At 67.4% G+C, this 25,860-nt stretch carries 23 protein-coding genes and 1 pseudogene; 10 read left to right on the top strand and 14 right to left on the bottom strand.

What is annotated here, in order from left to right:
• The 5 genes from AC1DYX_RS10310 to AC1DYX_RS10290 form a co-directional block, all read right to left on the bottom strand.
• The coding region (locus AC1DYX_RS10310; protein ID WP_477258721.1) for a VCBS domain-containing protein at positions 1-1,164 on the bottom strand (1,164 nt) is incomplete at its 3' end.
• A 680-nt stretch (positions 1,165-1,844) separates the two neighbouring features.
• Positions 1,845-4,436: a cyanophycin synthetase gene (cphA, locus tag AC1DYX_RS10305; RefSeq protein ID WP_477258720.1), complete on the bottom strand. Its 2,592-nt coding sequence runs from the start codon at positions 4,434-4,436 to the stop codon at positions 1,845-1,847.
• The gene (locus tag AC1DYX_RS10300; RefSeq protein ID WP_477258719.1) at positions 4,433-5,350 is read right to left on the bottom strand and encodes a cyanophycinase; all 918 of its coding nucleotides are present in this window, start codon (positions 5,348-5,350) and stop codon (positions 4,433-4,435) included. Before AC1DYX_RS10300 ends, cphA begins: the two co-directional genes overlap by 4 nt.
• Positions 5,347-6,261 carry an isoaspartyl peptidase/L-asparaginase gene (locus AC1DYX_RS10295; RefSeq protein WP_477258718.1) on the bottom strand — a complete coding sequence of 305 codons (915 nt, stop codon included), beginning with the start codon at positions 6,259-6,261 and terminating at the stop codon, positions 5,347-5,349. The genes AC1DYX_RS10300 and AC1DYX_RS10295 overlap by 4 nt, the downstream gene beginning before the upstream one ends.
• A 264-nt stretch (positions 6,262-6,525) precedes the next feature.
• Entirely contained in the window at positions 6,526-6,978 is a 453-nt protein-coding gene (locus tag AC1DYX_RS10290; RefSeq protein ID WP_477258717.1) for a DUF2244 domain-containing protein, read from the bottom strand.
• A 190-nt stretch (positions 6,979-7,168) separates the two neighbouring features.
• Between AC1DYX_RS10290 and AC1DYX_RS10285 the strand changes: the two genes are divergently transcribed.
• The 3 genes from AC1DYX_RS10285 (at position 7,169) to AC1DYX_RS10275 (ending at position 10,727) form a co-directional block, all read left to right on the top strand.
• Positions 7,169-8,419 (top strand): Hsp70 family protein, encoded by a 1,251-nt coding sequence (locus AC1DYX_RS10285; protein ID WP_477258716.1) that lies wholly within the window; start codon positions 7,169-7,171, stop codon positions 8,417-8,419.
• A gap of 25 nt (positions 8,420-8,444) precedes the next feature.
• Complete coding sequence (locus AC1DYX_RS10280; RefSeq protein WP_477258715.1) at positions 8,445-9,080, top strand: 3'-5' exonuclease; 636 nt, start codon at positions 8,445-8,447, stop codon at positions 9,078-9,080.
• A 249-nt stretch (positions 9,081-9,329) separates the two neighbouring features.
• Positions 9,330-10,727, top strand: coding sequence for a tetratricopeptide repeat protein (locus AC1DYX_RS10275; protein ID WP_477258714.1), 1,398 nt, complete (start codon positions 9,330-9,332; stop codon positions 10,725-10,727).
• A gap of 70 nt (positions 10,728-10,797) precedes the next feature.
• Here the strand turns inward: AC1DYX_RS10275 and AC1DYX_RS10270 are convergent, their stop codons facing one another.
• A complete protein-coding gene (locus tag AC1DYX_RS10270) occupies positions 10,798-11,373 on the bottom strand; it encodes a helix-turn-helix domain-containing protein (protein ID WP_477258713.1) in 576 nt (191 codons plus the stop codon).
• Between the two features lie 138 nt (positions 11,374-11,511).
• Here AC1DYX_RS10270 and AC1DYX_RS10265 point away from each other — a divergent pair, with 138 nt between their 5' ends.
• From AC1DYX_RS10265 to moaD, 6 genes are all read left to right on the top strand, one after another.
• The gene (locus AC1DYX_RS10265; protein WP_477258712.1) at positions 11,512-12,717 is read left to right on the top strand and encodes a glycine C-acetyltransferase; all 1,206 of its coding nucleotides are present in this window, start codon (positions 11,512-11,514) and stop codon (positions 12,715-12,717) included.
• 92 nt (positions 12,718-12,809) lie between these two features.
• Positions 12,810-13,772, top strand: coding sequence for an NAD-dependent epimerase/dehydratase family protein (locus AC1DYX_RS10260; RefSeq protein ID WP_477258711.1), 963 nt, complete (start codon positions 12,810-12,812; stop codon positions 13,770-13,772).
• A 15-nt stretch (positions 13,773-13,787) separates the two neighbouring features.
• Complete coding sequence (locus tag AC1DYX_RS10255; protein WP_477258710.1) at positions 13,788-15,167, top strand: L-serine ammonia-lyase; 1,380 nt, start codon at positions 13,788-13,790, stop codon at positions 15,165-15,167.
• Positions 15,168-15,417: 250 nt separating this feature from the next.
• Positions 15,418-16,899: a threonine synthase gene (thrC, locus tag AC1DYX_RS10250; protein ID WP_477258709.1), complete on the top strand. Its 1,482-nt coding sequence runs from the start codon at positions 15,418-15,420 to the stop codon at positions 16,897-16,899.
• Positions 16,900-16,934: 35 nt separating this feature from the next.
• Entirely contained in the window at positions 16,935-18,155 is a 1,221-nt protein-coding gene (locus AC1DYX_RS10245) for a molybdopterin molybdotransferase MoeA (protein WP_477258722.1), read from the top strand.
• Positions 18,156-18,163: 8 nt separating this feature from the next.
• Positions 18,164-18,421 carry a molybdopterin converting factor subunit 1 gene (moaD, locus tag AC1DYX_RS10240; RefSeq protein WP_477258708.1) on the top strand — a complete coding sequence of 86 codons (258 nt, stop codon included), beginning with the start codon at positions 18,164-18,166 and terminating at the stop codon, positions 18,419-18,421.
• Positions 18,422-18,526: 105 nt separating this feature from the next.
• On the opposite strand, the gene dctP is transcribed toward moaD, so the two are convergent.
• From dctP to AC1DYX_RS10225, 3 genes are all read right to left on the bottom strand, one after another.
• Complete coding sequence (gene dctP, locus AC1DYX_RS10235) at positions 18,527-19,546, bottom strand: TRAP transporter substrate-binding protein DctP (RefSeq protein WP_477258707.1); 1,020 nt, start codon at positions 19,544-19,546, stop codon at positions 18,527-18,529.
• Positions 19,547-20,026: 480 nt separating this feature from the next.
• Positions 20,027-20,965, bottom strand: coding sequence for an alpha/beta fold hydrolase (locus AC1DYX_RS10230; RefSeq protein ID WP_477258706.1), 939 nt, complete (start codon positions 20,963-20,965; stop codon positions 20,027-20,029).
• Positions 20,962-21,165 (bottom strand): helix-turn-helix transcriptional regulator, encoded by a 204-nt coding sequence (locus AC1DYX_RS10225; protein ID WP_477258705.1) that lies wholly within the window; start codon positions 21,163-21,165, stop codon positions 20,962-20,964. The genes AC1DYX_RS10230 and AC1DYX_RS10225 overlap by 4 nt, the downstream gene beginning before the upstream one ends.
• Before the next feature lie 130 nt (positions 21,166-21,295).
• Here AC1DYX_RS10225 and AC1DYX_RS10220 point away from each other — a divergent pair, with 130 nt between their 5' ends.
• Entirely contained in the window at positions 21,296-22,537 is a 1,242-nt protein-coding gene (locus AC1DYX_RS10220; RefSeq protein ID WP_477258704.1) for a TIGR03862 family flavoprotein, read from the top strand.
• A gap of 1 nt (position 22,538) precedes the next feature.
• Here AC1DYX_RS10220 and AC1DYX_RS10215 read toward each other — a convergent pair whose 3' ends face one another.
• From AC1DYX_RS10215 to AC1DYX_RS10195, 5 genes and pseudogenes are all read right to left on the bottom strand, one after another.
• Positions 22,539-23,348 carry a head GIN domain-containing protein gene (locus AC1DYX_RS10215; protein WP_477258703.1) on the bottom strand — a complete coding sequence of 270 codons (810 nt, stop codon included), beginning with the start codon at positions 23,346-23,348 and terminating at the stop codon, positions 22,539-22,541.
• A 7-nt stretch (positions 23,349-23,355) separates the two neighbouring features.
• Positions 23,356-24,144: a DUF1700 domain-containing protein gene (locus tag AC1DYX_RS10210; RefSeq protein ID WP_477258702.1), complete on the bottom strand. Its 789-nt coding sequence runs from the start codon at positions 24,142-24,144 to the stop codon at positions 23,356-23,358.
• 1 nt (position 24,145) lies between these two features.
• Positions 24,146-24,277 carry a hypothetical protein gene (locus AC1DYX_RS10205; protein ID WP_477258701.1) on the bottom strand — a complete coding sequence of 44 codons (132 nt, stop codon included), beginning with the start codon at positions 24,275-24,277 and terminating at the stop codon, positions 24,146-24,148.
• A 131-nt stretch (positions 24,278-24,408) separates the two neighbouring features.
• Entirely contained in the window at positions 24,409-25,749 is a 1,341-nt protein-coding gene (gene hpnE, locus AC1DYX_RS10200; protein WP_477258700.1) for a hydroxysqualene dehydroxylase HpnE, read from the bottom strand.
• A pseudogene (locus AC1DYX_RS10195) lies at positions 25,736-25,860 on the bottom strand (presqualene diphosphate synthase HpnD); the annotation flags it as partial. The gene hpnE and the pseudogene AC1DYX_RS10195, both read right to left, overlap by 14 nt.

Genomic DNA, 25,860 nt, shown 5'->3' with positions numbered 1-25,860 from the left:
GTTCTGGTCGTTCACCGTGACGGTGTAGGTTTCCGTCACCTTCTGGCCGGCAGCCAGGGACTGGGCCTTGCTGTCGTCCAGCGTATAGGTCCAGCCCACCGAGCCGTTGGCGGCGTTGGCGGCTTCGGCCACTGGAGCCAGTGCGAAGGAGCCGAGCGGCGTGCCCGGGCTGGCGGTGACAGAAACGACGTGGCCGTCCGACAGGTCGGCATCGGTGAAGGCAATGGTGCCGCTCTGCGTATGCGCGGTGGCGCTGTCCTCGATGACCGAGCCAGCCTGTGCGCCGCTGGTAATGCTGACCGCATCGTTGGCGCCGGTGACGGTGATGACGACATCTTGAGTTGCAGTGCCACCGTGGCTATCGGCGACGCTAACCTGATATGTGACCGTCAGGGTTTGATTCTTGCCGAGGAAGTCGAACGCCATATCGTTGGCGCTGTAGTTCCAACCTACTGAACCGGATCCACTTTTAGTGCTATCACTCATGGTTAGCGCCAAAGTACTCGCGTTCTTCAGCGCTGCGGTCTGGCTATCGGATAGCGTACCGCCCGACCAACCGAAAACTGGATTGCCCTGGTGTGCCGTATGCGTATCGCTTAGGTCAACATCTTTGAAGGCGAGTGTTCCTGATACCGAGTTGTTTGCCAACAAGGCGATCTGGCTCGCCAATTCGGTCAGCGATCCGGTTGCCTTGGAATTGGCAGCAAGGATCTGGGGCTGATCATTGGTGCCCATTACCTGAACAACTACCGTGGTCCAACTCAGCGTGCCATTGCCGAGGCGGATGGCGTAAATGAACGAATCTTTGGCGACCTCGCCGGCTGCAAGTTGCTGGAATCGTTCGACACCTGTCGTGCTATACCCGACTGTCCCGTCCGTGTTCACCCAGATCTTTGCGCCCATTGCGCTCGTGTCCGAGGAAATTGAGGCCACGTCTTTTCGAAGGAGATCGCTATACGATGTAGCACCGTTGTTCATCCCGTCATCCACGGAATACAGCGTTTTTGCGGCACCACCGAGGTCGTTGGCCAGGACGCTGAGATACACGGTTCCGGTATCTTCAGTTAAACCGGTGACGGCAAAAGTAAAGAAATCTTCCTGTGCCTGAGGCGTATTGGAAAAGGATGTCGTCGTTCCACCGGACGTGGGCGTGGTATCAGCCAAAACGTTCTCCTTTGATCCGGCTAGCCGGATGCCGATTGTTATTTGCTTGAAGTTGGTGAGTAATTAAAACCGCGCTCGTTATTTCATAAGCGACAATGTAGGAGGGTGCTTACATGACCTTTCCGTCATTCCTACATGTTGACTGATCTTAATTTTTGAACGATATCGAGACAACCCTACGGCTGTACTCTTCTAGTAGGAGATTGGTACTACTTTTTTTCGCGATCCAGTACTTTTGTACTGCTCAGAAGCGCGATGGTTGCCGGTCGATGGAAAAATCGCCGGGCCGCGTAAGAAGAGCTGGTGAAGGGAAGGGAAATGCAAGCACGCGTGCCAAATTCCGGCATGGGGTTTCCGTGCTGAAGAGCCTGTTCAGGCATCGCAAGACGCGCTACCGTAGCTGGCGACGATGCCCGTCGTGGGGCTGATATGCCGCATCAATGGATCACGAAGCGTGAACGGCTGGCGCCACCTCATCCAATACGCGCTGCAGCGCGGTCAGGTACCGTCAGGCAATTCCATATTGCAGTCCTTGATGTCGAAACTCGCATATCCTCCGGATGGTAAGTCGGAGTTGCGACAGGTGTCGAGCCGGAAATCGCGGTCCAGGTTGCACGCCGCCGTGTTCCCTGCTGTAGAAACGGTGTGGCCCGCCGGTCCCGCAAAACGTATATCCCGTGCTACACCGCCTCCGCCTCGATCCGGCTCGCCGTCGCCGGCGACGTCGGCCGGATGGCTTCCGTCAGCTCCGTGAGCGCCGAACCGCAGCCGAACACGAGCACGTCGCCCGGCACGCAGCGTTGCAGGCCCGCGCGGATCGCCTCGTGCACGTCCAGTTCGACTTGCAGATGGTCGAGTTCGAACTTGCCCAGGCGTGCGCCCTCCACGAGCAGGGCCGCCACCTCGCCGCCGGCGCGGCCGCGGTTTTCCGTCTCGTACACGACCAGTTCGTCGAAGCCGGCCGCGCAGGTCGCGCCGATGGCGACGAGGTCTTCGTCGCGGCGGTCGCCCGGCGCGGCGACGACGCCCACCAGCCGGCCCGGCGTCAGCGCGCGCGCCGTCTCGGCCAGCGCCGCGTACGCGGCCGTATTGTGCGCGTAGTCGAAGATCACGGTCACGCCGTCGACGTCGAACACGTTCGAGCGCAGCGGGTTGTGCTTCCAGTCGGAGACGAACGTGCGCAGGCCCGCCGCGATCTCCAGGTTGCCGAAGCCCGTCGCCGCCAGCGCGGCGGCGGCTGCGAGGGCATTCGCGATGTTGTAGCGCGCCGCGCCCTTCATCGTGCACGGCATCGTGCGCACGTCCAGCAGCGCCTCGTGCCGGGTGCCGTTCGCCAGCACGATCGTGTTGTCCTCGAGGTAGACGCCGCGCCCGCCGTTTTCCAGGTGGCGCAGCAGGACCGGGTTGTCGGCATCGAGCGAGAAGTACAGGACTTCCACCCCGTGCGCGAGCTCGGCCGACATCGCCACGCAATGGTCGTCTTCCGCGTTGAGCACGACGGCGCGCCGGGCCCGCTCCGCGACGACGAACTTGACGCGCGCCAGTTCCTCGACGGTGTCGATGCCGTCCAGGCCCAGGTGGTCGGCCGACACGTTCAGCACGACGGCGACGTCGCAGCGGTCGAACGCGAGGCCGCGCTTGAGGATGCCGCCGCGCGCCGTCTCCAGCACGGCGAAGTCCACGTCCGGCGAGGCCAGCACGGTGCGCGCCGAGCGGTAGCCCGTGCAGTCGCCCTTGACGATGCGGTCGCCGTCGATGTACACGCCTTCCGTCGTCGTCACGCCCGTGCGCAGGCCCGCGAGGCGTGTGGCGTGCGCGATCATGAGGCTCGTCGTCGTCTTGCCGTTCGTGCCCGTTAGCGCGACGACGGGAATGCGGCCGTCGTCGCCGCCGAACAGCGCGTCGACGATGGCGGCGCCGGCATCGCGCGGCGTGCCCCGGCTCGGGTACTGGTGCATGCGGATGCCGGGCGCCGCGTTGACTTCGATGATGCCGCCTTTCTGGCCGCGCAGCGGCCGCGCGATGTCCTGGCAGACGATGTCGATGCCGGCCACGTCGAGGCCGATCGTGCGCGCGGCGCGAATGCAGATGTCGCGCGTTTCTTCCGGCAGTAGGTCGGTCACGTCTTCCGCCGTGCCGCCCGTCGACAGGTTGGCGTTGCCGCGCAGGTCGACCTGGGCGCCGGCCGGCGGGACCGAGTCGAGGCCGTACCCCTGGCCCGCCAGGACCTGCAGGGCGAGGTCGTCCAGCGGGATCTTCGTCAGGATGTTCGTGTGGCCGTGGCCGCGCGCCGGATTGCTGTTCTCGACCTCGACGAGCGCACGGACCGTCGACACGCCGTCGCCCGTCACGTGCGGCGGCCGGCGCCACGACGCGGCGGCCACCTCGCGTCCCGTGACGAGCACGCGGTAGTCGCGGCCCTGCAGGTATTCCTCGACGATCACACGGTGGCCGTACTCGCGCGCGAACGCGAACGCCCGCTCGACGTCGTCCGGGGTGACGCAATTGACCGTCACGCCCTTGCCCTGGTTGGCATCGAGCGGCTTGACGGTGACCGGGCCTTTCAGGTGGCGCGCCTCGCGCAGCGCCGCATCCAGCGTGGTGACGGTGGCGCCGGCCGGGACGGGTACGCCGGCCTGGTCGAGGAGGGCCTTGGTCAGCTGCTTGTCGCTGGCGATGCCGACGGCTACGTGGTTCGTGGCGCCCGTGATCGTCGCCTGCAGGCGCTTCTGGCGGCTGCCCCAGCCCAGCTGGAACAGGTTCGCTTCCTCGGTCAGCCGCAGGCTCGGGATGCCGCGCCGGTGCGCGGCCGCCACCACGGCGCCGGTGCTGGTGCCGATGGCGTGGCGCTCGGCCGTGTCGCGCAGGTCGGCCAACGCCGCGTCCAGGTCGAACGTTTCGTGCCGGGCGCAGGCGCGGATCAGCGCCGTTGCCGTGCGCAACGCCTGGCCGGCCACCTGTTCGACCGTGTAGCCGCAGACGACGCGCGCCTGCTGCGGCCTGGCGGCGTCCAACAGGGTCTGGCTGAACGGGCCGGGTGCACCGGCGAGCCGCTGCAATTCCATGACGACCGATTCGAGGGCTTGGTGGTCGGCCTGGCAATTGGACAGGCGCGCGGCCGCTTCGGCGGACATGCCGGGCAACAGGGCCAGCAGGCGCGCGCCGAGACCGGCGGCGGGCTGTCCGCCCGCGAGGTCGAGGATGGCCAGCAGGCAGGGCGACGCGGCATACAGGCTCGGGCCGCGCAGGAAACGTTGTTCGTCAATATTCATGAGAGCGGGTTCCGTTTCGTTATATTTTCCAAAAATTCGAGCAGCGGCGGCGGGATGTGGCGGCTGTCGCCGGTCCCGGCGCCAGGCACCGCGTATCTGCTGCCGGCCGGGAGCAGGTGCAGGCGCACGTCGATCAGTTCGGGCGTCTGGTGGTTGGCGATTTCCGCCACGTTGGTCGACATCGAGCGGCCGTCCACGATGGTCACCGCGCCTTCGCCCACCACCTCGATACCGACGCCGCGCTCGACCACGAGGGCCGTGTCCTCGTCGATGCCGATGCCCTGCAAATACGGATTCTGGGCGACGATGGACAGCAGGCGCGACAGGCGCTGGCGCTCCGAGAAATGCTGGTCGATGACGACTTTGTGCAGGAAGCCGAGGCCCGCGCCCAGGCTCACGGAGCCTTTTTCGGGATGCAGTTCGGCGCGGCCCTGCGCCAGCATGTGGCCGGACATCGCCGACGCGCCCGCGCTGGTGCCGCCGATGCACGCGCCGCGCAGCTTGAGGGCGGCGTGCATCTCGGCGTCCAGCGCCGTGCCGCCGATGATGGCGAGCAGGCGTTTCTGGTCGCCGCCCGTCATGAAGATCCCGTCGGCGTCGGCGACGTCGGCGACGTGCGCCTCGTCGTTGGCATCGTGGCGGCTCTGCAGGTGCAGATGGACGTGGCGCGTGACGCCCAGGTCGGCGAACGCGCGGTCGTAGGTTGACCACATGTGTTCCGCCACCGAACTCGCTGCCGTGATGACGACGATCCTGGCCGAGGGCCCGCCCGCGAGTTCGACGAAGCGCCTGAGGATCGCCATGTCGCGTTGCTTGTCCTCGCCACCGCCGATGATCACGAGGTGGCCGTGGCTCCGGGCGACCTGTTCCGCCTGTTCGGCCTGGAGGACGGCGTTCATTTCCTGCGCGCTCATGATGCGATGATCCTTGCGTGGGGCATGTCCTGGTTGCTGTGCGCGCCCGCTTCGGTGCGGCTGACGGCGATCAGTCCGACCGGCACCTTGGCGTCGAACAGGTCGACGCCGCGTTGCAAGGCCTGTTCCAGCGGCATGCCGTCCTCGATCCAGCCGTAGACGGTGCGCGCCAGCAGGTGGCGCACGATCTGCTCGCCGATGCCGGTCGCGGCGACGGCACCCGCCGGCCCCGCATAGAAGCCGCTGCCGATGATCGGCGTGTCGCCGACCCGGCCCAGCAGCGAGGGCGCCGAGCCGCCGGTGGACAGCGCCACGGCGAAATGGCCGTCCGGTCCGCGCACGACGGCGCCGACCGTGTCGCAGGCCGCGTGCGCGGGCAGGTCGAGCGGCGTGCGGTAATTCCAGAAGCGCATGAATGCTTTCGCCTCGGGCGAGAGACCCGGCATCGCGGGCACGCGTCCGGCCAGTTCGCGCACAACCTTCTCATGGGCCGCGCGCTGGTGTGCCGAAATGTCGGTATGCATCGGATGGCCGATGGCGGCGGCGAAACGGGCGGCGCCGTCGCCGGCCAGCAGCCAGTGCGGCGTCTCGGCGACGGCCCGCGCCAGCAGGACTGGATTCTTCACGCCCTGCACGCAGGCGACGGCGCCCAGGCGGCCGCGCGTGTCCATGATGGACGCGTCCATCTCGACGGTCGCACCATCCAGGCACAGCACGGCACCGCTGCCGGCATTGAAACGGCCATCGTCTTCCATCGCGACGACCGCGGCAATGGCGGCTTCGAGCGCGTCGGCGCTGATGCCCAGTTCGAAGGCGGCGCGTTGCRCCGCCTGCCGGCAACCGTCGTCATACCCGCGCGGGCTTCCTGCACCGCCGTGTACGACGATGGCATAGTCTTGCGTGTTGCTCATCTTGTTGTTTTCTCCTTGCAATTCCTGGGCTGTGTCATGCACCGGAATGGCGCATGACACAGCCGATACCGCATTATGCAAAACGTAAAAAAAATGAAACATCGGTAGCGTGGCCGTGTGGTTGTCGGACGCCGCTTACACGGATCAGTCTGGAATTTTGTTGCCGGATTCGATGCGCCGTGAGTGGCCTGATGCGCTGGAACTGGGTCGTTCTGGACGGGATATTGCGACGAGGAATTTCTATGCGGAATAACTTGCGAACGGTCAACGCATGGCGGACACACTGCGCAGCGCATGGCGCAATTCGCGCGCAACCTGCCGGCGGCGGGCTTCGTCGACGAAGCGGCCGATCTCGACCTTCACGCCGCGCGATTCGAGCTGGATCAGCGCGCGCCGCCGCGCGTCTGGCACGACGACGCGGGTCCACAGCGGATCGAGGCGGACCAGTTCGCGCCGGTCGGCCTGCACGCAGGTGACGAGCAGGCCGGATTCGGACAGGGCGATGCGCTCGTGGTCCGTCGCGTGGCGCGCGTAGACGAGGAGGGCGATCCCGACGAGCGCCAGTTCCAACAGGGAAAACGCGAGCACGAACCAGATGCCGTGGACCAGGAAGCCGACGGCGACGGCAAGTGAGCCGAGGCACAGCACGACATAGGCGCGCGCGACCTGGCGCGGAGACAGCGAGCAGTTGCGCTGCAATGTCCATTCGCGCGTCATGCATACCCCCGTATCCTGTCCATGTCGGCACCTGATCGTGACCACATGTCAAGTATCCCTCACCTCGACGTCGATCGGCGCCACGGAGAGGATGAGCATGGCGCGGCGGCGTCGCTCAGTGTCCACGGCGGAGGCTGCCGGAGCGGCCGGAATCTGGTAACATCTCGCCCCTTTTCATCGAAAGGCTTCCATGGCGAACGCTTGTGGCGTCGATTTCGGAACATCCAATTCCACCGTCGGCTGGGTACGGCCCGGCCAGCCCGTGCTGCTGCCCCTCGAGGATGGCAAGGCCACGCTGCCGTCCGTCGTCTTCTTCAATGCGGACGACGAGCAGGTACGCTATGGCCGCGCCGCCCTCGCGGACTATCTGGAGGGCTACGAGGGCCGGCTGATGCGCTCGCTGAAAAGCCTGTTGGGCACGAGCCTGATGGACGGACAGACGGAAGTCGCGGGCCGAGCGTTGCCGTTCCGCCAACTATTGGCCCATTTCATCGGCGAAGTGAAGCGCCGCGCCGAATGCGAGGCGGGCAGGACGTTCGACAGCGCCGTGTTCGGCCGCCCCGTGTATTTCGTCGACGACGATCCGGATGCGGACCGCCTCGCCGAGGACACGCTGGCCGACATCGCCCGTTCCGTCGGGTTCCGCGAGATCGGCTTCCAGTACGAACCGATTGCCGCCGCATTCGACTACGAATCCCGCATCGGGCGCGAGGAACTCGTCCTGATCGCCGACATCGGCGGCGGCACCTCGGACTTTTCGCTCGTGCGCCTGGGACCGGAGCGTGCGCAGCATGTCGACCGCCGCACCGACATCCTGGCGACGGGCGGGGTGCACATCGGCGGCACCGATTTCGACAAATACCTGAGCCTTGCCGCCGTCATGCCGCTGCTGGGGCATGGGAGCGCGCTACTGTCGGGTGCCGCAGTGCCGTCGAGCTATTACTTCAACCTGGCGACGTGGCATACGATCAACCAGGCCTATACGCGCAAGAATATCGCGCAGCTGGCCGACCTCGTGCGTGACGCGGCCGAGCCCGACAAGCTCAAGCGCCTGCAGCGCCTGATCGACGAGCGCGCCGGCCACTGGCTGGCGATGCAGGTGGAAGAGGCGAAGATCGGCCTGTCCGGCACGCCGGAGGTGGAGCTCGACCTCGACCGCCTCGATCCGCCGGCGCTCGTGCGCGTGCGCCGCGGGCTGTTCACGGACGCGATCGCGGGGATGGTGGACAGCGTCGGCGCCACCGTGCAACGCCTGCTGGACGAAGCGGGCATCGCGCCGGAGCGTGTCGACACCGTGTTCTTCACGGGCGGCTCCAGCGGCGTGGCGAGCCTGCGCGAGCGCATCGCCGCCATCGTCCCGGACGCGCGCCGCGTCGAGGGCGACCTGTTCGGCAGCATCGGCGCAGGTCTTGCCATCGACGCCGCCCGCAAGTTCGGCTGAGCCATATCATCGCAAAGGAAGCACCGTGTTCGAACGCCCCATCGTCATGCTCGACTTCGAGACCACCGGCCTGTCGCCCGAGGCCGGCGACCGCATCACGGAAGTGGCGGCGCTGCGCATCGCCGGCGGCCAGGTCGTCGAGCGCTATGTCTCGCTCGTGAACTGCGGCGTGCGCGTGCCGTCGTTCATCACCCAGCTCACGGGCATCACGCAGGCGATGGTCGACGGCGCGCCGCCGGCGTCTGAAGTCGTGCCGGCCCTGCTGGACTTCATCGGGGCCGACGTGCTGGCCGCCCACAACGCCAGCTTCGACGAGAAATTCCTCAAGGCCGAAGGCGCGCTGCTGGGCGCGACGTGCGGGCACGGCGGGCTCGTGTGCTCGCTGAAGCTGTCCCGGCGCGTGTTCCCGGGCCTGCCGAGCTACCGCCTGGGCGAGCTGTCGCGCGCGCTCGGCATCGTATTCCGCAGCCGTGCCCACCGCGCCGAGGCCGACGCGGAAGTCGCGGCCCAGCTGCTGCTGCACATCGGCCGCCACCTGCGCGACGCGTATGGATTAGCGGAAGTCGATCCGGACATGCTCGTGTCGCTCAACCGGGTCGCGGCCGCCAAGGTCGGCGGCTTCATGGGCGCCTACGTGGCCAGCCGGCGAACGCCGGCCTGAACGGCGGCCTCCAGGCCGTCTGTTTCCTGCGTGCAGTAAATCTTCGTGCGATGGCGGGCGCGCTGCCGGCCGACCCGTCGCGTCGACATCGTTTTCGCGCCGTCCATCCCCTTCACGTTGGCGCAAGTCAAATCCGTAATGCATCTCATCATTACACTTTTGGCAATTCTTTGGCCTCTTCGCGGCCTGCCGGGGACCGTCCGGCTGGCGCGCGCACGGGCCGGCCTCGCTTCCCGTCAGGAGCCTTGCATGCAAACGCACAAGTCCGTACAGCGCGTCGGCGCGCTCGCCTGGTTCGCCCGCGCCGCCGCGCGCGGCAATCCCTATGCGCAGTTCAATCTCGGCATGATGTACAAGGAGGGCGACGGCACCCAGCAGGACGACGTCGCGGCCTGCCGCTGGCTGGAACGGGCGGCACGCCAGCACCTCGTGTTCGCCCAGAACCATCTCGGCAGCATGTATTTCCAGGGCCGCGGTGTGGCCCAGTCCGACCGCGAGGCGGCCTACTGGTTCGGCCTCGCGGCCGCCCAGGGCGATGCGTCGGCGCAGCAGAACCTGGGCGACCTGTACCGGGCCGGCCGGGGCGTCCCGCGCGACCCCGCCGAGGCCGTGGCCTGGTATTACAAGGCCGCCGAGCAGGACCTGGCCAGCGCCCAGCGCCTGCTCGGCACCTGCTACCTGGAGGGCGAGGGCGTTGCGGGCAGCCATCCGCTCGCCATGGCGTGGTTCCGCAAGGCTGCGCTGCTGGACGATGCCGAAGCCGAGGTCAGCCTGGGCCTCATGTACCGCCGCGGCCATGGTGTGGCGCCGAGCGAGGGAGAAGCATTGTACTGGTTCCGGCGCGCGGCCGCGCGCGGGCATGCGCCGGCGCAGCGCCTGCTGGGCCAGTCCTACCTGAAGGGGCGTGGCGTGCCGGGCGATGCGCTGGGCGCGCGCGCCTGGCTCGAATGCGCGGCCGAGCAGGGCGATGCCGAGGCGCAGTTCAGCCTTGCCCAGTTGCTGGCCGCGGCCGACGCGGACGAGAGCGAGATCCGTGGCGGGCCTGCACTGGCGTGGACCATGGCGGCGGCCGAGCAGGGGCATGTGCTGGCCCAGGTCAACCTGGGCAACCGTTACGCGTTCGGACGCGGCGTCGTGCGTGACCCGGCACTGGCGCTGTACTGGTATCGCCGCGCGGCCGAGCAGGGCGCCGCCAAGGCCCAGTTCACGCTGGGTGTGATGTATGCGAACGGCCAGGGCGTACTGCGCGACGAGGCCCAGGCCGCCGCATGGTACCGGCGCGCGGCCGAGCAGGGCGACGCAAGCGCCCAGAACAACCTCGGCGTGATGTTTGCGAACGGTCAGGGCGTGGCGCAGGACGACGAGCAGGCCGTGCACTGGTACCGCCTGGCCGCCGAGCAGGGCCATGCGCTGGCCCAGTACAACCTCGGCGGCATGTACAACAGCGGCCGCGGCGTGGCGCGCGACACCGTGCGGTCGTACATGTGGATGTTGCTGGCGGCGGATGCCGGCGATTCGGCGGCCAGCGCCAACAAGGCGATCGTGGCGCGCCGCCTCTCGCAGGAACAGATCGAGAGCGCCATCGACATGCGGCGCCGCTGGCGGAGTGCCCGGCTGTATGCAGGGCCGGAACGGCGGGCGGCGTGATCAGGCGCTCATTGGCCGCTCATTGGCCATGATGTCTGTTTCCCAAGATAGAAGCCACCGTAATGCCCGCTCAGCGGTGCACCACCACCAGCAATGCCTTCGCCTCCGTCTTGCCGGCATTCCGGATGGCATGATTCTGGTCCGCCGGATAGCGGGCCGTGGCGCCGTGCTTGATTTTTCGCTTCTCGGCCCCGACCTCCAATTCCACCGTCCCCGTTACCACGGTCAAGTGCTCGTTCGTGCCGGGATCGTGGGCCTGCGATGCCAGTTCGCCGCCCGGCTGTAACGTGAGTTCATACCATTCGTACTTGCCGGCAAGGTCCATCGGTCCCAGGATGCGCAGCGAGTAGCCCGCGTGGCTGCCGGGCAGGGTGGGGATTTCGTGGGCGTCGACGACGCGGATCAGGTCGACCGTGCGCACTTCGGACGACAGGAGTTCGCCGATCTGCACGCCGAGCGCATTGGCCAGGCGCCATGTGATGGCGATGGTGGGATTGGCCTTTTCGCGCTCGATCTGCGACAGCATCGATTTCGAGACGCCGGCGATGCGCGACAGGTCTTCCAGCGTGAGGCCGCGGGCGAGGCGCAGACGCTGCAGGGTGGCCCCGACTTCCGGCGGGGCGCTGGTGGTGACTGCTTTGTTCATGTAGTTGCTTGCCAAGTTCAATGGCCGGGAGTAATATTCAATATATCGAATTCACGTTCGACATATAGAACAAGTTCGATACGTTGAACGCATTCGCACTATACCATCCGCCAACCACCGGGATAAAGGACGAGAACGATGAGCGACCAGGCATTCTATAGCGACCTCCAGCACAAACTCGACACGCTGAAAACCGAGGGCCTGTTCAAGCCCGAGCGCGTCCTCGCCTCGCGCCAGGGCGCGGAAGTGGTCGCCGACGACGGCCGCACGCTGATCAATATGTGCGCCAACAATTACCTTGGCCTGTCCGGTGACCTGGAAACCCAGAAGGCCGCCGAGGCGGCCCTGCAAAAATATGGCTACGGCCTGTCGTCCGTGCGCTTCATCTGCGGCACGCAGACCGTGCACAAGGAACTGGAGCGCAAGCTGTCCGAATTCCTCGGCACGGAAGACACGATCCTGTACGCCGCCGCGTTCGACGCCAACGGCGGCGTGTTCGAGCCGCTGTTCGACGAGAACGACGCGATCATCTCGGACGCCCTGAACCACGCGTCGATCATCGACGGTGTCCGTCTCTGCAAAGCCGCGCGCTATCGCTATGCCAACAACGACATGGCCGACCTGGAAAAACAGCTGCAGGCCGCCACGGAAGCGGGCAAGCGCCACAAGATCATCGTGACGGACGGCGTGTTCTCGATGGATGGCACGATCGCCCAGCTCGACAGGATCGTCGAACTGGCCGAAAAGTATGGCGCGCTGACGATGATCGACGAGTCGCACGCATCCGGCTTCATGGGCAGGACGGGCCGCGGCACGCACGAGCATTGCGGCGTGCTGGGCCGGATCGACATCATCACGGGCACGCTCGGCAAGGCGCTGGGCGGTGCGATGGGCGGGTTCACGTCCGGCCGCAAGGAGGTGATCGAGACGCTGCGCCAGAAATCGCGCCCGTACCTGTTCTCGAACACGCTGGCGCCGATGATCGCGGGTGCGTCGCTGGCCGTGCTGGACCGCATCAGCAAGTCGACGGCACTGCGCGACCGCCTGCACGAAAACACGGCGTACTTCCGCCGCGAGATCGAGCGCATCGGCTTTACCATCAAGCCGGGCACTCACCCGGTGGTGCCGGTGATGCTGTTCGACGCGCCGGTGGCGCAGAAATTCGCGGCCCGCATGTTCGAACTGGGCGTGTTGTTGTCGGGCTTCTTCTATCCGGTGGTGCCGATGGGGCAGGCGCGCGTGCGCGTGCAGCTGTCGGCGGCGCACACTCGCGAGCAGCTGGACAAGGTGCTGGGCGCGTTCGAGCAGGCCGGGCGCGAACTGGGCATCATCAAGGCCGCCTGAACCTCGCCGGCCGCACGCCGCCGCCCACGAAGCGGACGCGCCGGCCGGATGACATTGCAAGGCTCACGAAGCCAGAAAGAACAAGGTAAAGCATGGAACGCATCCTCATCATCGGCGCCAACGGCCAGATCGGCAGTGAACTGGTGACCGCCCTCGCGCAGCAGCACGGCGCCGCCAATGTCATCGCCGCGGATATCGGCACGGACAACGTGTACGGCGCGGCGCGCTATGTACGCCTCGACGTGCTCGACAAGGACGCGCTGGCGCGCCTCATCGCCGACGACGACGTCACCCAGGTCTACCAGCTGGCGGCGCTGCTGTCGGCCACGGGCGAGAAGGCGCCGCTGATGGCGTGGAAGCTGAACATGGACGGCCTCCTGAACATCCTCGAGATCGCGCGCGAGCGCGGCGCGGCCGGCAAGCCGCTGAAAGTGTTCTGGCCATCGTCGATCGCCGCGTTCGGCCCGAACACGCCGGCCGAGGCCACGCCGCAGTTCACGATCATGGACCCGACGTCGATCTACGGCATCAGCAAGCTGGCCGGCGAGCGCCTGTGCGAGTACTATCACGCGAAGTACGGCGTGGACGTGCGCAGCATCCGCTACCCTGGCATCGTCAGCTACAAGTCGCCGCCGGGCGGCGGCACGACCGACTACGCGATCGCGATCTTCCATGCGGCGCTGCGCGGCGAGACCTATGAATGCTTCCTCGGTCCCGACACGACGCTGCCGATGATCTACATGCCGGACGCGATCCGCGCCACGATCGAGCTGATGGACGCGCCGGGGGAACGGGTCGCCATCCGGTCCTCGTACAACGTGGCGGGTATCTCGTTCAATCCGCGCGAACTGGCCGCCGCCATCCAGAAGAAGCGGCCGGGTTTCCGCATCGCGTACAAGCCGGACAGCCGCCAGCAGATCGCCGATTCCTGGCCGAAGAGCCTGGACGACAGCCGCGCGGCGCAGGACTGGGGCTGGAACGCGCGCGTCAAGCTCGACGAGATGGTCGACGACATGCTCGCGCACGTCGACGTGGGGATGAGCAAGGCGGCTTGAGCAAGGAGACAGCGCATGGATATGAGCGTATTTGATCTGTTCAAGATCGGCATCGGGCCTTCGAGCTCGCACACGGTGGGCCCGATGGTGGCGGCACGCCGCTTCCTCATCGAATGCGGGCCGTTGATTGAGGCCGTCGGCGTCGAAGCCCATCTGTATGGCTCGCTGGCGCTGACGGGCGTCGGCCACGCCACCGACAAGGCCGTGATCCTCGGCCTGATGGGCGAGACGCCGCAGGACGTCGACCCGGACGCCGTCGAGGACAAGCTCGCCGAAGCCGAACTGGACGGCGTGCTGAACCTGCTCGGCACGAAGCCGGTGTCATTTACCCGCGCCACGGGTCTCGTGTGGCACAAGCAATCCACCTTGCCGGAACACCCGAACGGCATGCGTTTCATCCTCAGGCTGGGCGACGGCAGCGTCATCGAGCGCGTCTATTACTCCATCGGTGGCGGTTTCATCACGGCGGCCGGCGAGGCGCAGGCGGCCAGTGCGGCCCCCGTCGCCGTGCCTTATCCATTCGATACGATGCGCGCGCTGCTGGAGCAGGGCAGCCGGCATGGCCTGTCGATTCCCGTCATGCTGCGCGCCAACGAGTGCACCCGGATGACGAACGACGAACTGGACGCCGGCCTGGACCGCACCTGGGAAGTGATGCGCGGCTGCATCGCGCACGGGCTCGTCACGGAAGGCGAGTTGCCGGGCGGGCTGAACGTCAAGCGCCGCGCCGCCAAACTGTGGCGCCAGGAACGCGAGGTAAGCAATGCGGCGAATCACCTGCCGCACGACGCCGTCAACCAGGTCAGCCTGTACGCGATGGCGGTGAACGAAGAGAACGCGGCCGGCGGCCGCGTGGTGACGGCGCCGACGAATGGCGCGGCCGGCATCATCCCCGCCGTGCTGCGCTACTATGCGGAAGACTGCCGGCCGACCGATGGGAAACAGGGCATCCGCGATTTCCTGCTGACGGCGGCCGCGATCGGCATGCTGTGCAAGCAGAACGCCTCCATTTCCGGCGCCGAGATCGGCTGCCAGGGCGAGGTGGGCGTCGCCTGCGCGATGGCGGCGGCGGGCCTGGTGGCGGCGCTGGGCGGGACCAACGGCCAGATCGAGAATGCGGCCGAGATCGGCATCGAGCACCACCTGGGCATGACGTGCGATCCGATCGGCGGGCTCGTGCAGATCCCCTGCATCGAACGGAATGGGATGGGGGCCATCAAGGCCATCGCGGCGGCGTCGCTGGCGATGAAGGGCGACGGTACGCACTTCGTCAGCCTGGACGAGGTGATCGAGACGATGCGCCAGACCGGGTTCGACATGCAGGCCAAGTACAARGAAACGTCGCTGGGCGGGTTGGCCATTCACGTGGTTACCGTGAACCACGCCGCGTGTTGATCGGTGTCCGCCGGCATGGATACGACCTGTGATGCATCGCGTATCACCGCGTGGGCACGTGGTGCCCACCCTACGATGTTTGTTACTTGGACGATTACGCTGCCGTAGGGTGGGCGCCCCGTGCCCACCACCCGCCAAACGCGTCGCAATCGCATGAATTAACGGAACAATATTCGGCAAAAGGACAATATTGCCCGGTCCGGACTATAATATTCAACCAACGCCAGCCAACCCCGATCTTTTCTACCGTATGCAATATGTGTCCACCCGCGCGACGAGCGCGTCCGCAGCACGCAATCCCCAATCCTTTTCCGACATCCTGCTGGGCGGCCTGGCGCCGGACGGCGGGCTGTACCTGCCCGCCGACTACCCGCAGGTGACGGGTGCCGAGCTCGACGCTTGGCGCACCCTGCCGTATGCGGAACTGGCCTACGAAATCCTGCGCAAGTTTGCCACCGACATTCCGGACGCCGACCTGAAGGCGCTGACGGCGAAGACCTACACCCCGGCGGTGTACAGGAACGCTCGCGCCGACGAGTCCGCGACCGAGATCACGCCGCTGCGCGTGCTGGAACAGAGCCCGGAACGCACGCTGATCCTGCAAGGCCTGTCGAACGGCCCGACGCTCGCGTTCAAGGACATGGCCATGCAACTGCTGGGCAATCTGTTCGAATACGCGCTGGCGAAGAATGACGACGAACTGAACATCTTCGGCGCCACGTCGGGCGACACGGGCAGCGCGGCCGAATACGCGATGCGCGGCAAGCGCGGCATCCGCGTGTTCATGCTGTCGCCGCACAAGAAGATGAGCGCGTTCCAGACCGCGCAGATGTTCAGCCTGCAGGACCCGAACATCTTCAACATCGCCGTCGAAGGCGTGTTCGACGATTGCCAGGACATGGTCAAGGCCGTGTCGAACGACCTCGAATTCAAGGTTCGCCACAAGATCGGCACCGTGAACTCGATCAACTGGGCGCGCGTCGTGGCGCAGGTCGTGTACTACTTCCGCGGCTACCTGAAGGCAACGACGTCGAACGACCAGAAAGTCTCGTTCACTGTCCCGTCGGGCAACTTCGGCAATATCTGCGCCGGTCACATCGCGCGCATGATGGGCCTGCCGATCGCGAAGCTGGTCGTCGCGACGAACGAAAACAATGTGCTGGACGAATTCTTCCGCACGGGCGTGTACCGCGTCCGTAAATCGTCGGAGACTTACCACACGTCGAGCCCATCGATGGACATCTCGAAGGCATCGAACTTCGAACGCTTCGTGTACGACCTCGTCGGCCGCGACGCCGACCGTACGCACGCGCTGTTCCGCAAGGTCGAGACGCACGGCGGCTTCGACCTGTCCGGCGCGCCGGGCAGCGACGGCGACGAATTCAAGCTGGTCGCCAACTACGGCTTCCAGTCGGGCTGCTCGACGCACGACGACCGCCTCGCGACGATCCGTGACGTGTTCGACGACTACGGCATCACCATCGACACGCACACGGCCGACGGCATCAAGGTCGCGCGCGAGCACGTCGAGCCGGGCATCCCGATGATCGTGCTGGAGACGGCGCTCGCGGCCAAGTTCAACGAGACGATCCTGGAAGCGCTGGGCACCGACGCGGCGCGTCCGGCCGGCTTCGAGGACATCGAGACCCTGCCGCAGCGCTTCGTCGTCATGCATGCGAACGTCGACGAGATGAAGGCATTCATTTCCGCGCACACGGGGCTCGCGAAGTGAATCCGCAGTCCGGCCAGCCCGTGCGCAAGCCGTTGATGCCCGTGCGCGAGGCGCTCGATTTCCTGCTGGCGGCCGCACGCGCGGTCGACGGCGTCGAGGACGTCGACACGCTGGACGCCAACGGCCGCGTACTGGCCGTCGACCAGGTATCCACGCTGAACGTCCCGGCGGCCGACAACACGCAAATGGATGGCTACGCCGTTCGCGCGGCGGACTGCGCGAGCGGCGCCGCCACGCTGCGCATCGCCCAGCGCATCCCGGCGGGCACCGTCGGCCAGCCTTTGGAACCCGGCACGGCCGCGCGCATCTTCACGGGCGCCCTGATTCCGGAAGGCGCCGATGCGGTCGTCATGCAGGAACAGTGCGAAGTACAACCCGGCAGTGACCAGGTGACGGTCGGGCACGCTCCGCAACCGGGTGAATGGATCCGCCGCGCCGGCGAAGACATCGTCGCGGGCAGCGTGGTCCTGCCGGCCGGCACGCGGCTGCGCAGCCAGGAGCTGGGGCTGGCGGCTTCCGTCGGTCTCGCGCGCCTGCCTGTGCGCCGGCGCGTGCGCGTGGCCGTATTCTTTACCGGCGACGAACTGGCGATGCCCGGCGAGCCGCTGGCGCCCGGCGCCATCTACAATTCGAACCGTTTCACCCTGCGCGGCCTGCTGGAAAACTTCGGCTGCGAATTCACCGACTACGGCATCGTGCCGGACTCGTTGCAGGTCACGCGCGACACCTTGCGCGCCGCCGCCGCGCAGCACGACCTGATCATCACGTCCGGCGGCGTCTCGGTCGGCGAGGAAGACCACATCAAGCCGGCYGTGGAAGCGGAAGGGCGCCTGAACATGTGGCAGATCGCCGTCAAGCCGGGCAAGCCGCTCGCGTTCGGCGAAGTGCGCCGCGCGAGCGAGGATGCCGGGACATCGTTCTTCATCGGCCTGCCGGGTAACCCGGTCTCGAGCTTCATCACGTTTTTGCTGTTCGTGCGGCCGTTCCTGCTGCGCCTGCAGGGCGTGACAGGTGCGGTGGCGCCGCGGGCGCTCCCGCTGCGCGCCGACTTCGACTGGAGCAAGCCGGACCGACGCAACGAATTCCTGCGCGCCCGCCTCAACGACGCCGGCGGCCTCGACCTGTTCAGCAACCAGGGCTCCGGCGTGCTGACGTCGACCGTGTGGGCGGACGGGCTGATCGACAATCCGCCGGGCCAGGCGATCGCGCGCGGCGATATCGTGCGCTTCATCCCGTTCGCGGCGCTGCAGTACTGAGAGATTTTATGAAGATCAATCTGCGTTTCTTTGCCAGCGTGCGCGAGGCGCTGGGCAGTGCGGGCGAAACCGTCGACCTGCCCGCCGGCGTGGCGACCGTGGGCGGCGTGCGCGACTTTCTCATCGCCCGYGGAGGCGCCTGGGCCGAAGCCCTGGCGCACGAGCGCGCGTTGCGCATGGCATTCGAACACGTCATGTGCGCACCCGACACGCCCATTCGCGAAGGTGGCGAGGTGGCCTTCTTCCCGCCGGTGACCGGGGGCTGAACCTCATCCTCATCAGTAGGGTGGGCACCCCGTGCCCACGCGTGACGTATGCGGTTTGTTGGCGGTACGCGTGGGCGGGGGCCGCCCACCCTACTGGGAAGACTCTTACACTACTGTCTTTTCCGCCAGCGCGAGCAGCTTCGCGCAATTCGCGCTGCGCTCCCCGTAGTCGCGCCACGCCGTCTCGCGCGCGAGGGTCTGCCACTTGCGCAGCGAGTCGGCGCTCAGGTCGACCGTGCGCCCGCCGGCGCCCTGGAACAGCGCGGCCACCGCGGCATCGTCCATCTGGGCCGACTTGCGTGCGAATACCTCGAGGTCGGCGCCCACGGCCAGCAGCGCGGCCTGCTGGTCGCGCGGCAGGCGGTCGAAGGCGGCACGCGACATCATCAGCGGCTCCAGCATGAACCAGTAGGTGCCGCCGCGCGCCGTCGTGAGGTACTTGCTCACTTCATCCAGGCGGAACGAGATCAGCGACGACGACGACGTGGCGGCCGCGTCGAGCTGGCCTTTTTCCAGCGCGGCGCGGATGTCGTTCGACGGCATGTCGACAACGGTCGCGCCGGCCTGCCTGAGGATCATGTCCATCTCGGGGGAGCCGCCGCGCACCTTGAGGCCGGCAGCATCTTCCGGGGCGATGATCGGCTTGCCGCGCGACGCCATGCCGCCGGCCTGCCAGATCCAGCTCAGCATGACGATGCCCTTGTCGGCCAGCATGCGGTTGAATTCCTTGCCGATCTCCTCGTTTTTCCAGGCATAGCCCTGTTCGTACGACGTGACGAGGCCCGGCATCATGCCGATGTTCACCTCGGGCAGCTCGGCGCCGGCGTAGGACAGCGGCACGAGCGACATGTCCAGCGCGCCTTTCGCCAGTGCCGGGATCTGGGCTTCGCTCTTCATCAAGGTGGAACGGGGGTAGATCGAGAACTTGATGCGTCCTTTGGTCCGTCGTTCCGCCTCGGCGGCGAACATGCGGCACAGGCGGTCGCGAAAATCGCCTTCGGCCACGCTCCCGCCGGGGAATTGATGGGAAATCTTGAGGTTCGTGGGTTGAGCCCATGCAGCTTGCAGCCAAAGCGGACTGGTCGCGATCGCGCCCAGTAATGCCCTACGCGTCATTACCGACATAAACATCCTCCAAGATGGTATTTCGGACAACCGGACGAATCGTGACGCCTCGGGACGACTGCCAGAGGCATGCATCGTTCGCATTTAACATTTATGGTGCGTATAAGAATAGGCTCAGTCGAGTGTATGTCAAGAAAATATTGATGCAAGAAACCATGCGCCGCAGCAAAAAAGACCGGCCGCAAAGCAGTCGGATCGGGACGCAGTATCGCGCGCCAAAGGCTATGCTTCTTGCGCTGCGTCTGAAGTGCGCCATGCTGCGGCGCAGTGGATGGCGTGGCCGGATTCGATGGCTTGTGTGGGTTTTCTGACGGAAGCGGGCCCGCAAGACGGCGGACCCGAAAGAGAAGTGATGAGCGCGGCGGCAGCGGATAGGTCGCGGCACGTGTACCGCGTCCCAGACTTCTTCGAACGTCATGCCGCCTCCCTGCGCCGGCAACCATGATGCCAGCGGCGGCCGGGCGGCGGCGCACGCGGCCGTCAGAGCGTGTCGAGGAAGGTCTTGATCGCGGCGGTGACTGCCTGCGGCTGGTCGAACATCGCGAAGTGGCGTGCCGGGGCGACGGTGACCACTTGCACCCTGGGCGTGCCTTCCATCAGCGCGCGGTAGTAATCCGCTTTCGCCGCCGGCGCGAGGCCTTGCTGGGAGCTGTCCAGGTCCAGGTAGGGCACGATCGTCAGTACTGGTGCCTGGATAGCTTTCAGGCCGGGACGCAGGTCGAGCGTCAGCACGTCGGCGGCCCACGCGCCCACGGATGCCGGGTCGCTGCGCGCCGTCAGCTGGGCCAGCGCGTCGGCGCGGCTCATGTCCAGCACGCCGATCGTGCGCATATAGGTCTGCTGCTGGCGGGCGAACAGCGCGGCCGGCTGGCGGCCGATCTGGGCGCGGGTCTTTTCGGCGAATTGCGCGCGCTGGTCGAGCGGCAGGTCTTCCGTCCCCGGCATCACGGGCAGGCCGTCGATGCTGACCACGCCGCCGGCGGTGCCTGGCTTGTCCTCGGCGATGGCGAGCGCGAGGATGCCGCCCAGGCTGTGGCCGACGAGGACGGGTTTGTCGAGGCGGCGGTTCGCGATCAGGTCCTCGATGGCGGCGCGCGCGGCCGCGAACGGGGCCGGGCCGGCCGGCGGGCGGCCATCGAACCCGGGCAGCGTGAGCACGTAGACGGCGTGGTCGGGCGCGAACGCGCGGATCGTGTCCTGCCATACCCAGCTGCCGCTGGCGAGGCCCGGGATCAGGACCAGCGGCCGGCCACCGCTGCCGTGGCGTTCGACGAGGATGCCGTTGACCTCGAAGCGCTCGGCGGGCGCGATGGTGGCGGCGTAGCGGTTCGGGGTCGGAGCGGGATCGGCCGCGTGCGCGGCAGCGAGGGCGCCAAGGGCCAGTACGGCGCACACGATGGTGGTGCGAAAGAGGTTCATGCAGTCTCCTGGTCGGGGAAGAAAATGGTTTCGATCGGTTGCCCGAACAGCCTGGCCAGCGCGAAGGCCAGCGGCAGCCTCGGGTCGTAGCGGCCCGTCTCGATGGCGATGACGGTCTGGCGCGAGACGTCCAGCAGCTCGGCGAGGTGGGCCTGGCTCCAGCCGCGCGCCGCGCGCAGGTCGCGGATGGCGTTCTTCATCGTGATCAGTCATCATGTAAAGGATACTTTACATCGTAGGCGGGTCTCGRGCCGGGGTCAATCTTCCTTTGCCTCATTCGAAGGCCGATTCGACTACAATGCTCGCCTCCGATTTTTTTGCCGCGCCGCCATGTCCGACTCCCCGAACGAAGCAAGTCCACGCCACGCCATCGTCATCGGCGGCGGCCCCGCGGGCCTGATGGCCGCCGAAGTGCTGGCCGCGGGCGGGGTGCGCGTGGACCTGTACGACGCGATGCCCTCGGTGGGCCGCAAATTCCTCCTGGCCGGCAAGGGCGGCATGAATATCACGCATGCGGAGCCGTACGACACGTTTGCCGCCCGCTACGGCAGCCGCGCTACGGCCGTGCGCCCGTGGCTGGATGCGTTCCCGCCCGGGCAGGTGCGCGACTGGATCCACGGCTTGGGCATCGATACGTTCGTCGGCACGTCCGGCCGCGTCTTCCCGACCGACATGAAGGCCGCGCCGTTGCTGCGCGCATGGCTGCACCGCTTGCGCGAGGCCGGCGTGACATTCCATATGCGGCACCGCTGGCTGGGCTGGCGCGACGGCGCCCTCCTGTTCGCGACGCCGGACGGCGAGCGCGTGATCGATGCGCAAGGCAGCGCCACCGTACTGGCGCTGGGCGGTGCGAGCTGGGCGCGGCTCGGTTCGGACGGGGCCTGGGTGTCGCTGCTGGCGGCGCGCGGCGTGGACGTGGCGCCGCTCGTGCCGGCGAACTGCGGCTTCGACGCCGACTGGACCGAACACTTCGCCAGCCGCTACGCCGGCGCGCCGCTGACGACCGTCGCCATCGCGGTCGAAGGCGGCGCATTCCGCAAGGGCCAGTTCGTCGTCACGGCGACGGGCATCGAGGGCAGTCTCGTGTACGCGCTGTCGGCCGCCATCCGCGACCGCATCGCGCAGGACGGCCAGGCGACCGTCCTGCTGGACCTGCTGCCCGACCACGACCCGCGGCGCGTGCTGGACGAGGTCGTGCGTCCACGCGGCACGCGGTCGATGTCCAGTCACCTGCAGAGCCGTCTAGGCATCAAGGGCGTGCAATCGGGCCTGCTGCATGAATGCCTGACCAAGGCCGATTACGGAGACCCGGTCAAGCTCGCGCGTGCGCTGAAGGCCTTGCCCCTCGTGCTGAAGCGCCCGCGCCCGATCGACGAGGCGATCAGCAGCGCCGGCGGCGTGCGTTTCGATGCGCTGGAAGGCGGCGCGCTGCTGCGCGCGCTGCCCGGCGTGTTCGTGGCGGGCGAGATGGTCGACTGGGAAGCGCCGACCGGCGGCTATCTGCTGACGGCCTGCTTCGGCAGCGGCCGCGCGGCCGGGCGGGCGGCGCTCGACTGGCTGGCGGACCGCTGAATCAGTCTTCGAAATCGACGTTGCCGCTGCCGTTGCGGCTCACGGAGCGTTCTTCGGGATTRCCATAGACGCGCAGGTCGCCGCTGCCCGTGAGTTCCGCGTGCAGGCGCTTGCGGGCGTACACGGCGCAGTCGCCGGAGCCCTGTTGCATCAGGGCGGCCTCGGCGGCGCGCAGGTGGCGGGCGTCCAGGTCGCCGGAGCCGCGCAGTTCGGCGTGCAGCGCGCGGGTGGCGCCGACCAGTGTGAGCCGGCCGGAGCCGATCACGGCGGCGTCGACGGTGTCGCTCGTGCCGCCCGTCAGTTCGAGATCGCCGCTGCCGTGCACGGCGGCCGTGATCTCGCGGTAGCGGCCATTGAATTTCATGCTGCCGGAACCGTCGAGCGCCACGTCCAGGTGGTCGCCGGCGAAGCCGCTCACGGTGTGTTCGCCGCTGCCGTTGATGCTCAGGGATTCCAGCGACGGCAGGGTCACCGTCACTTCGATCGGTGTGCGGTGGCGCAGCAGGATGCCGCGCGGGCCGATGTGCAGCATGTCGCCGTCGATGCTCGTGTCGATGTTCGCCAGCAGGCGCTGCTCGCCGCGCACGTCGATCGAGGGCGTCGGGCCCTGGCGCAAGGTGAGGTTGACGGGGCCGGACAGGTCGACCTTGGCGACGGCCCTGGCGAGCGGGCGCGCTTCCGTGGCGACGAGGCGGTTGCCCGGACTGGAGGGGCCGTGCGTGCCGTGCGCCCGCAGCATGCTGTACGACACGCCGATCAGCAGGAAGGCGAGCACCAGAAGGCTGAACCCGATCTTGAGGAGAGCGCGCATGGTGGCCTCAGCTGCCCTTGAGCAGGGAGCGGTTCATCTGGACGTAGCGCTTGATGCCGATGAACGTGTAGCGCGTGATCACGAGGGACAGCAGGAACAGCGCGATGCCGCCCAGTACGAGCCCGAGGCCGAACAGGGTCTGCGTCGTGCGCGATTCAGCGTCCATGTCGGTGCTGATGCGCAAGGTGCTGTCGGCCAGCGCTTCGGCGCCGCGCAGGGCACGCGAGCGCTCGCGCCGGTCGTCCATGCCGGTGCGATTTTCCGGCGGCAGCGGGTTGGCCACCTGCGGGCGTTCCTGCTTCACGATGATGCCACGGTCACCGATCTCGATGCGCATCTGGCGTCCGCGCCCGTCGTCGTCGATGGTGACGAAGCGGCTCGGCCAGTCCAGCACGAGTTCGTTGGCGCCCGCCAGACCACTCGCGGTCGTCGCGATGCCGGCCAGGTAGAACGTCAGCGCGCACACGTACAGTGCGAACAGCAGCGCCGAGTAGACGACGGCCGGCACGATCATGAACAGGTTGAAGATCGCCAGGCCGACGGCCGACACCGCGAGGCGCAGCAGGTTGGCCGGATTCTTCTTTTCGTTGAACGCGTCCAGGTGGGCGCTCGCGCGCAGGGTCATCGCGATTTTCTTCGGATCGTCCAGCTCGCGCGCCACGTCCGGCTCGCCCCGCCCGGCGGCCACGCCGTCGACGAAGCGCTGCTCGTAATACGCCAGTGTCTTCGCCTGCACGTCGGGTGGCAGGCCCAGCATGGCCCGCTTGAGCGCGTCCAGGTATTCCAGCTTGCCCATATTAACTGCGACCAAGCAACAACATGGCGCTCAGGGCCGGATCGGCGGCGGCGCCGGGGTGGACGAGGATGACCGTCGCGGCGGCCACGATGGCCAGCAGTGCGAGGGTCCGTAAGCCGAGATGGAGGTTCATTTGCATTTCCGCTAACACTCGTTTCGATGATGCCACTGTACGGAGTGCGCCCGGCGCGCGCCACCGGCGTGCGACAGGATGCGGAATTCGCGGGGCAGGGCGCAGCCCGGCGCGATGACCGGTGGCGATCTTCAAGGTGCTGCACCCATGACGACGCCGGCCGCGGCGACCCCGCTGCGCACGGCCGCTTCCAGGGTGGCCGGATAGTCGCAGGCCGTGTAGTCGCCCGCGAGCGCGAGGCCGGGCAGGCCGGTCGCGTTGGCGGGACGGGCCAGGCCGGGCGTACAGGCGAACGTGGCCCGCTTTTCCGTGATCGTGCGGCTCCACAGCGGCGTGGCGAGGGCCGGCAGCGCGAACGCGTCGGCCAGCTGGGCGGCCACGCAGGTCGCCAGCGCGTCCTGGCCGATGTCCGTCGCGGCATCCGCGCCGCTGATCACGACGGCCAGCAGGCCGTCCTGGCCGGGATCGAGCTGGCCACGGTCGAACACGAACTGTCCCCAGCGGTTGTCGGCGGGCRCATCGGCCAGCGCGCAGAACGGCAGCGGCAGGCGCACGCCGGCCGGATACTGCAGGTAGACGGTGGCGATCGGTTCGTATTCGAACGCGTCCAGCCGGGCGACGATGTCGGCCGCGCCGGCGTGGGGGCGCAGCAGCATCGCCGCCTGCCACGGCGGCGTCGCCAGCACGACGGCGTCGCAGGTATGCACGTCAGGGCCGGCGCGCAGGCTCCAGGTGCCGCCGTCCGGGCCCAGCGCCTCGATGCGGCTGCCCGTGCGGACGCTGGCGCCGCGGCGCTCGAGATACGCGGCGGCGGCCTGCGGAAAGACGGCGTCGAGCAGCACACGCGGGATCAGCATGTCGGACGCGGCCCGGCGCGCACCCAGGCTGTCGCGCAGCACGGCCAGGAAGACTTGCGCGGAGGCGCGCTCCGGCGGCRTATTCAGCGCGGCCAGGCACAGCGGGCGCCACATCAGGCGATTGATGCGCTCCGTTTGATCGTAGCGGACCATCAGTTCGGCCACGCTGCAATCGTCGTGCAATTGCCAGTCCATCCAGCGCGCGGTCGTCGAGAAGCGGGCGAGCGCCAGTTTGTCGGCGCGGTCCAGGCCGCGGGCGCGCAGCAGCGCGACGAGGACGTGCAGCGGCGCCGGCAGGCGCGGCGCAACGAAATCCATGCCATCTTCGCGAGCCGGATAGCGCATCTGCAGCGGCAGCCGCAGCAGGGCCTCGCGTGGATCGACGCCGACGCGGCGCATCAGGCGCAGCGTATCGGCATAGGCGCCCAGCATGATGTGCTGGCCGTTGTCGAGCAGCCGGCCGTTCGTCTCGATCGCGCGGGCGCGGCCGCCCAGGGTGCGCGCGGCCTCGAACAGGGTGACGGCGCAGCCCGCGTCCAGCAGCGCGACGGCCGCGGCGCAACCCGCCCAGCCGCCGCCGACGACCGCCACCCGGCGTGGTTCAGCCACGGACATACGTCTTCCACGCGAGCCACAGCTTGCGCAGCGGCGTCAGGGAGATCTTCTGGTTGAGGACGTGGAAGCCGTCGCGCTCGATCTCGTCGAGCACGGTGCGGTAGATGGCGG

The organism is Massilia sp. P2_C2, from assembly GCF_056404615.1.
The sequence above is the reverse complement of the archived record's forward strand: the minus strand, read 5'-3'. Positions and strand labels throughout refer to the sequence as shown.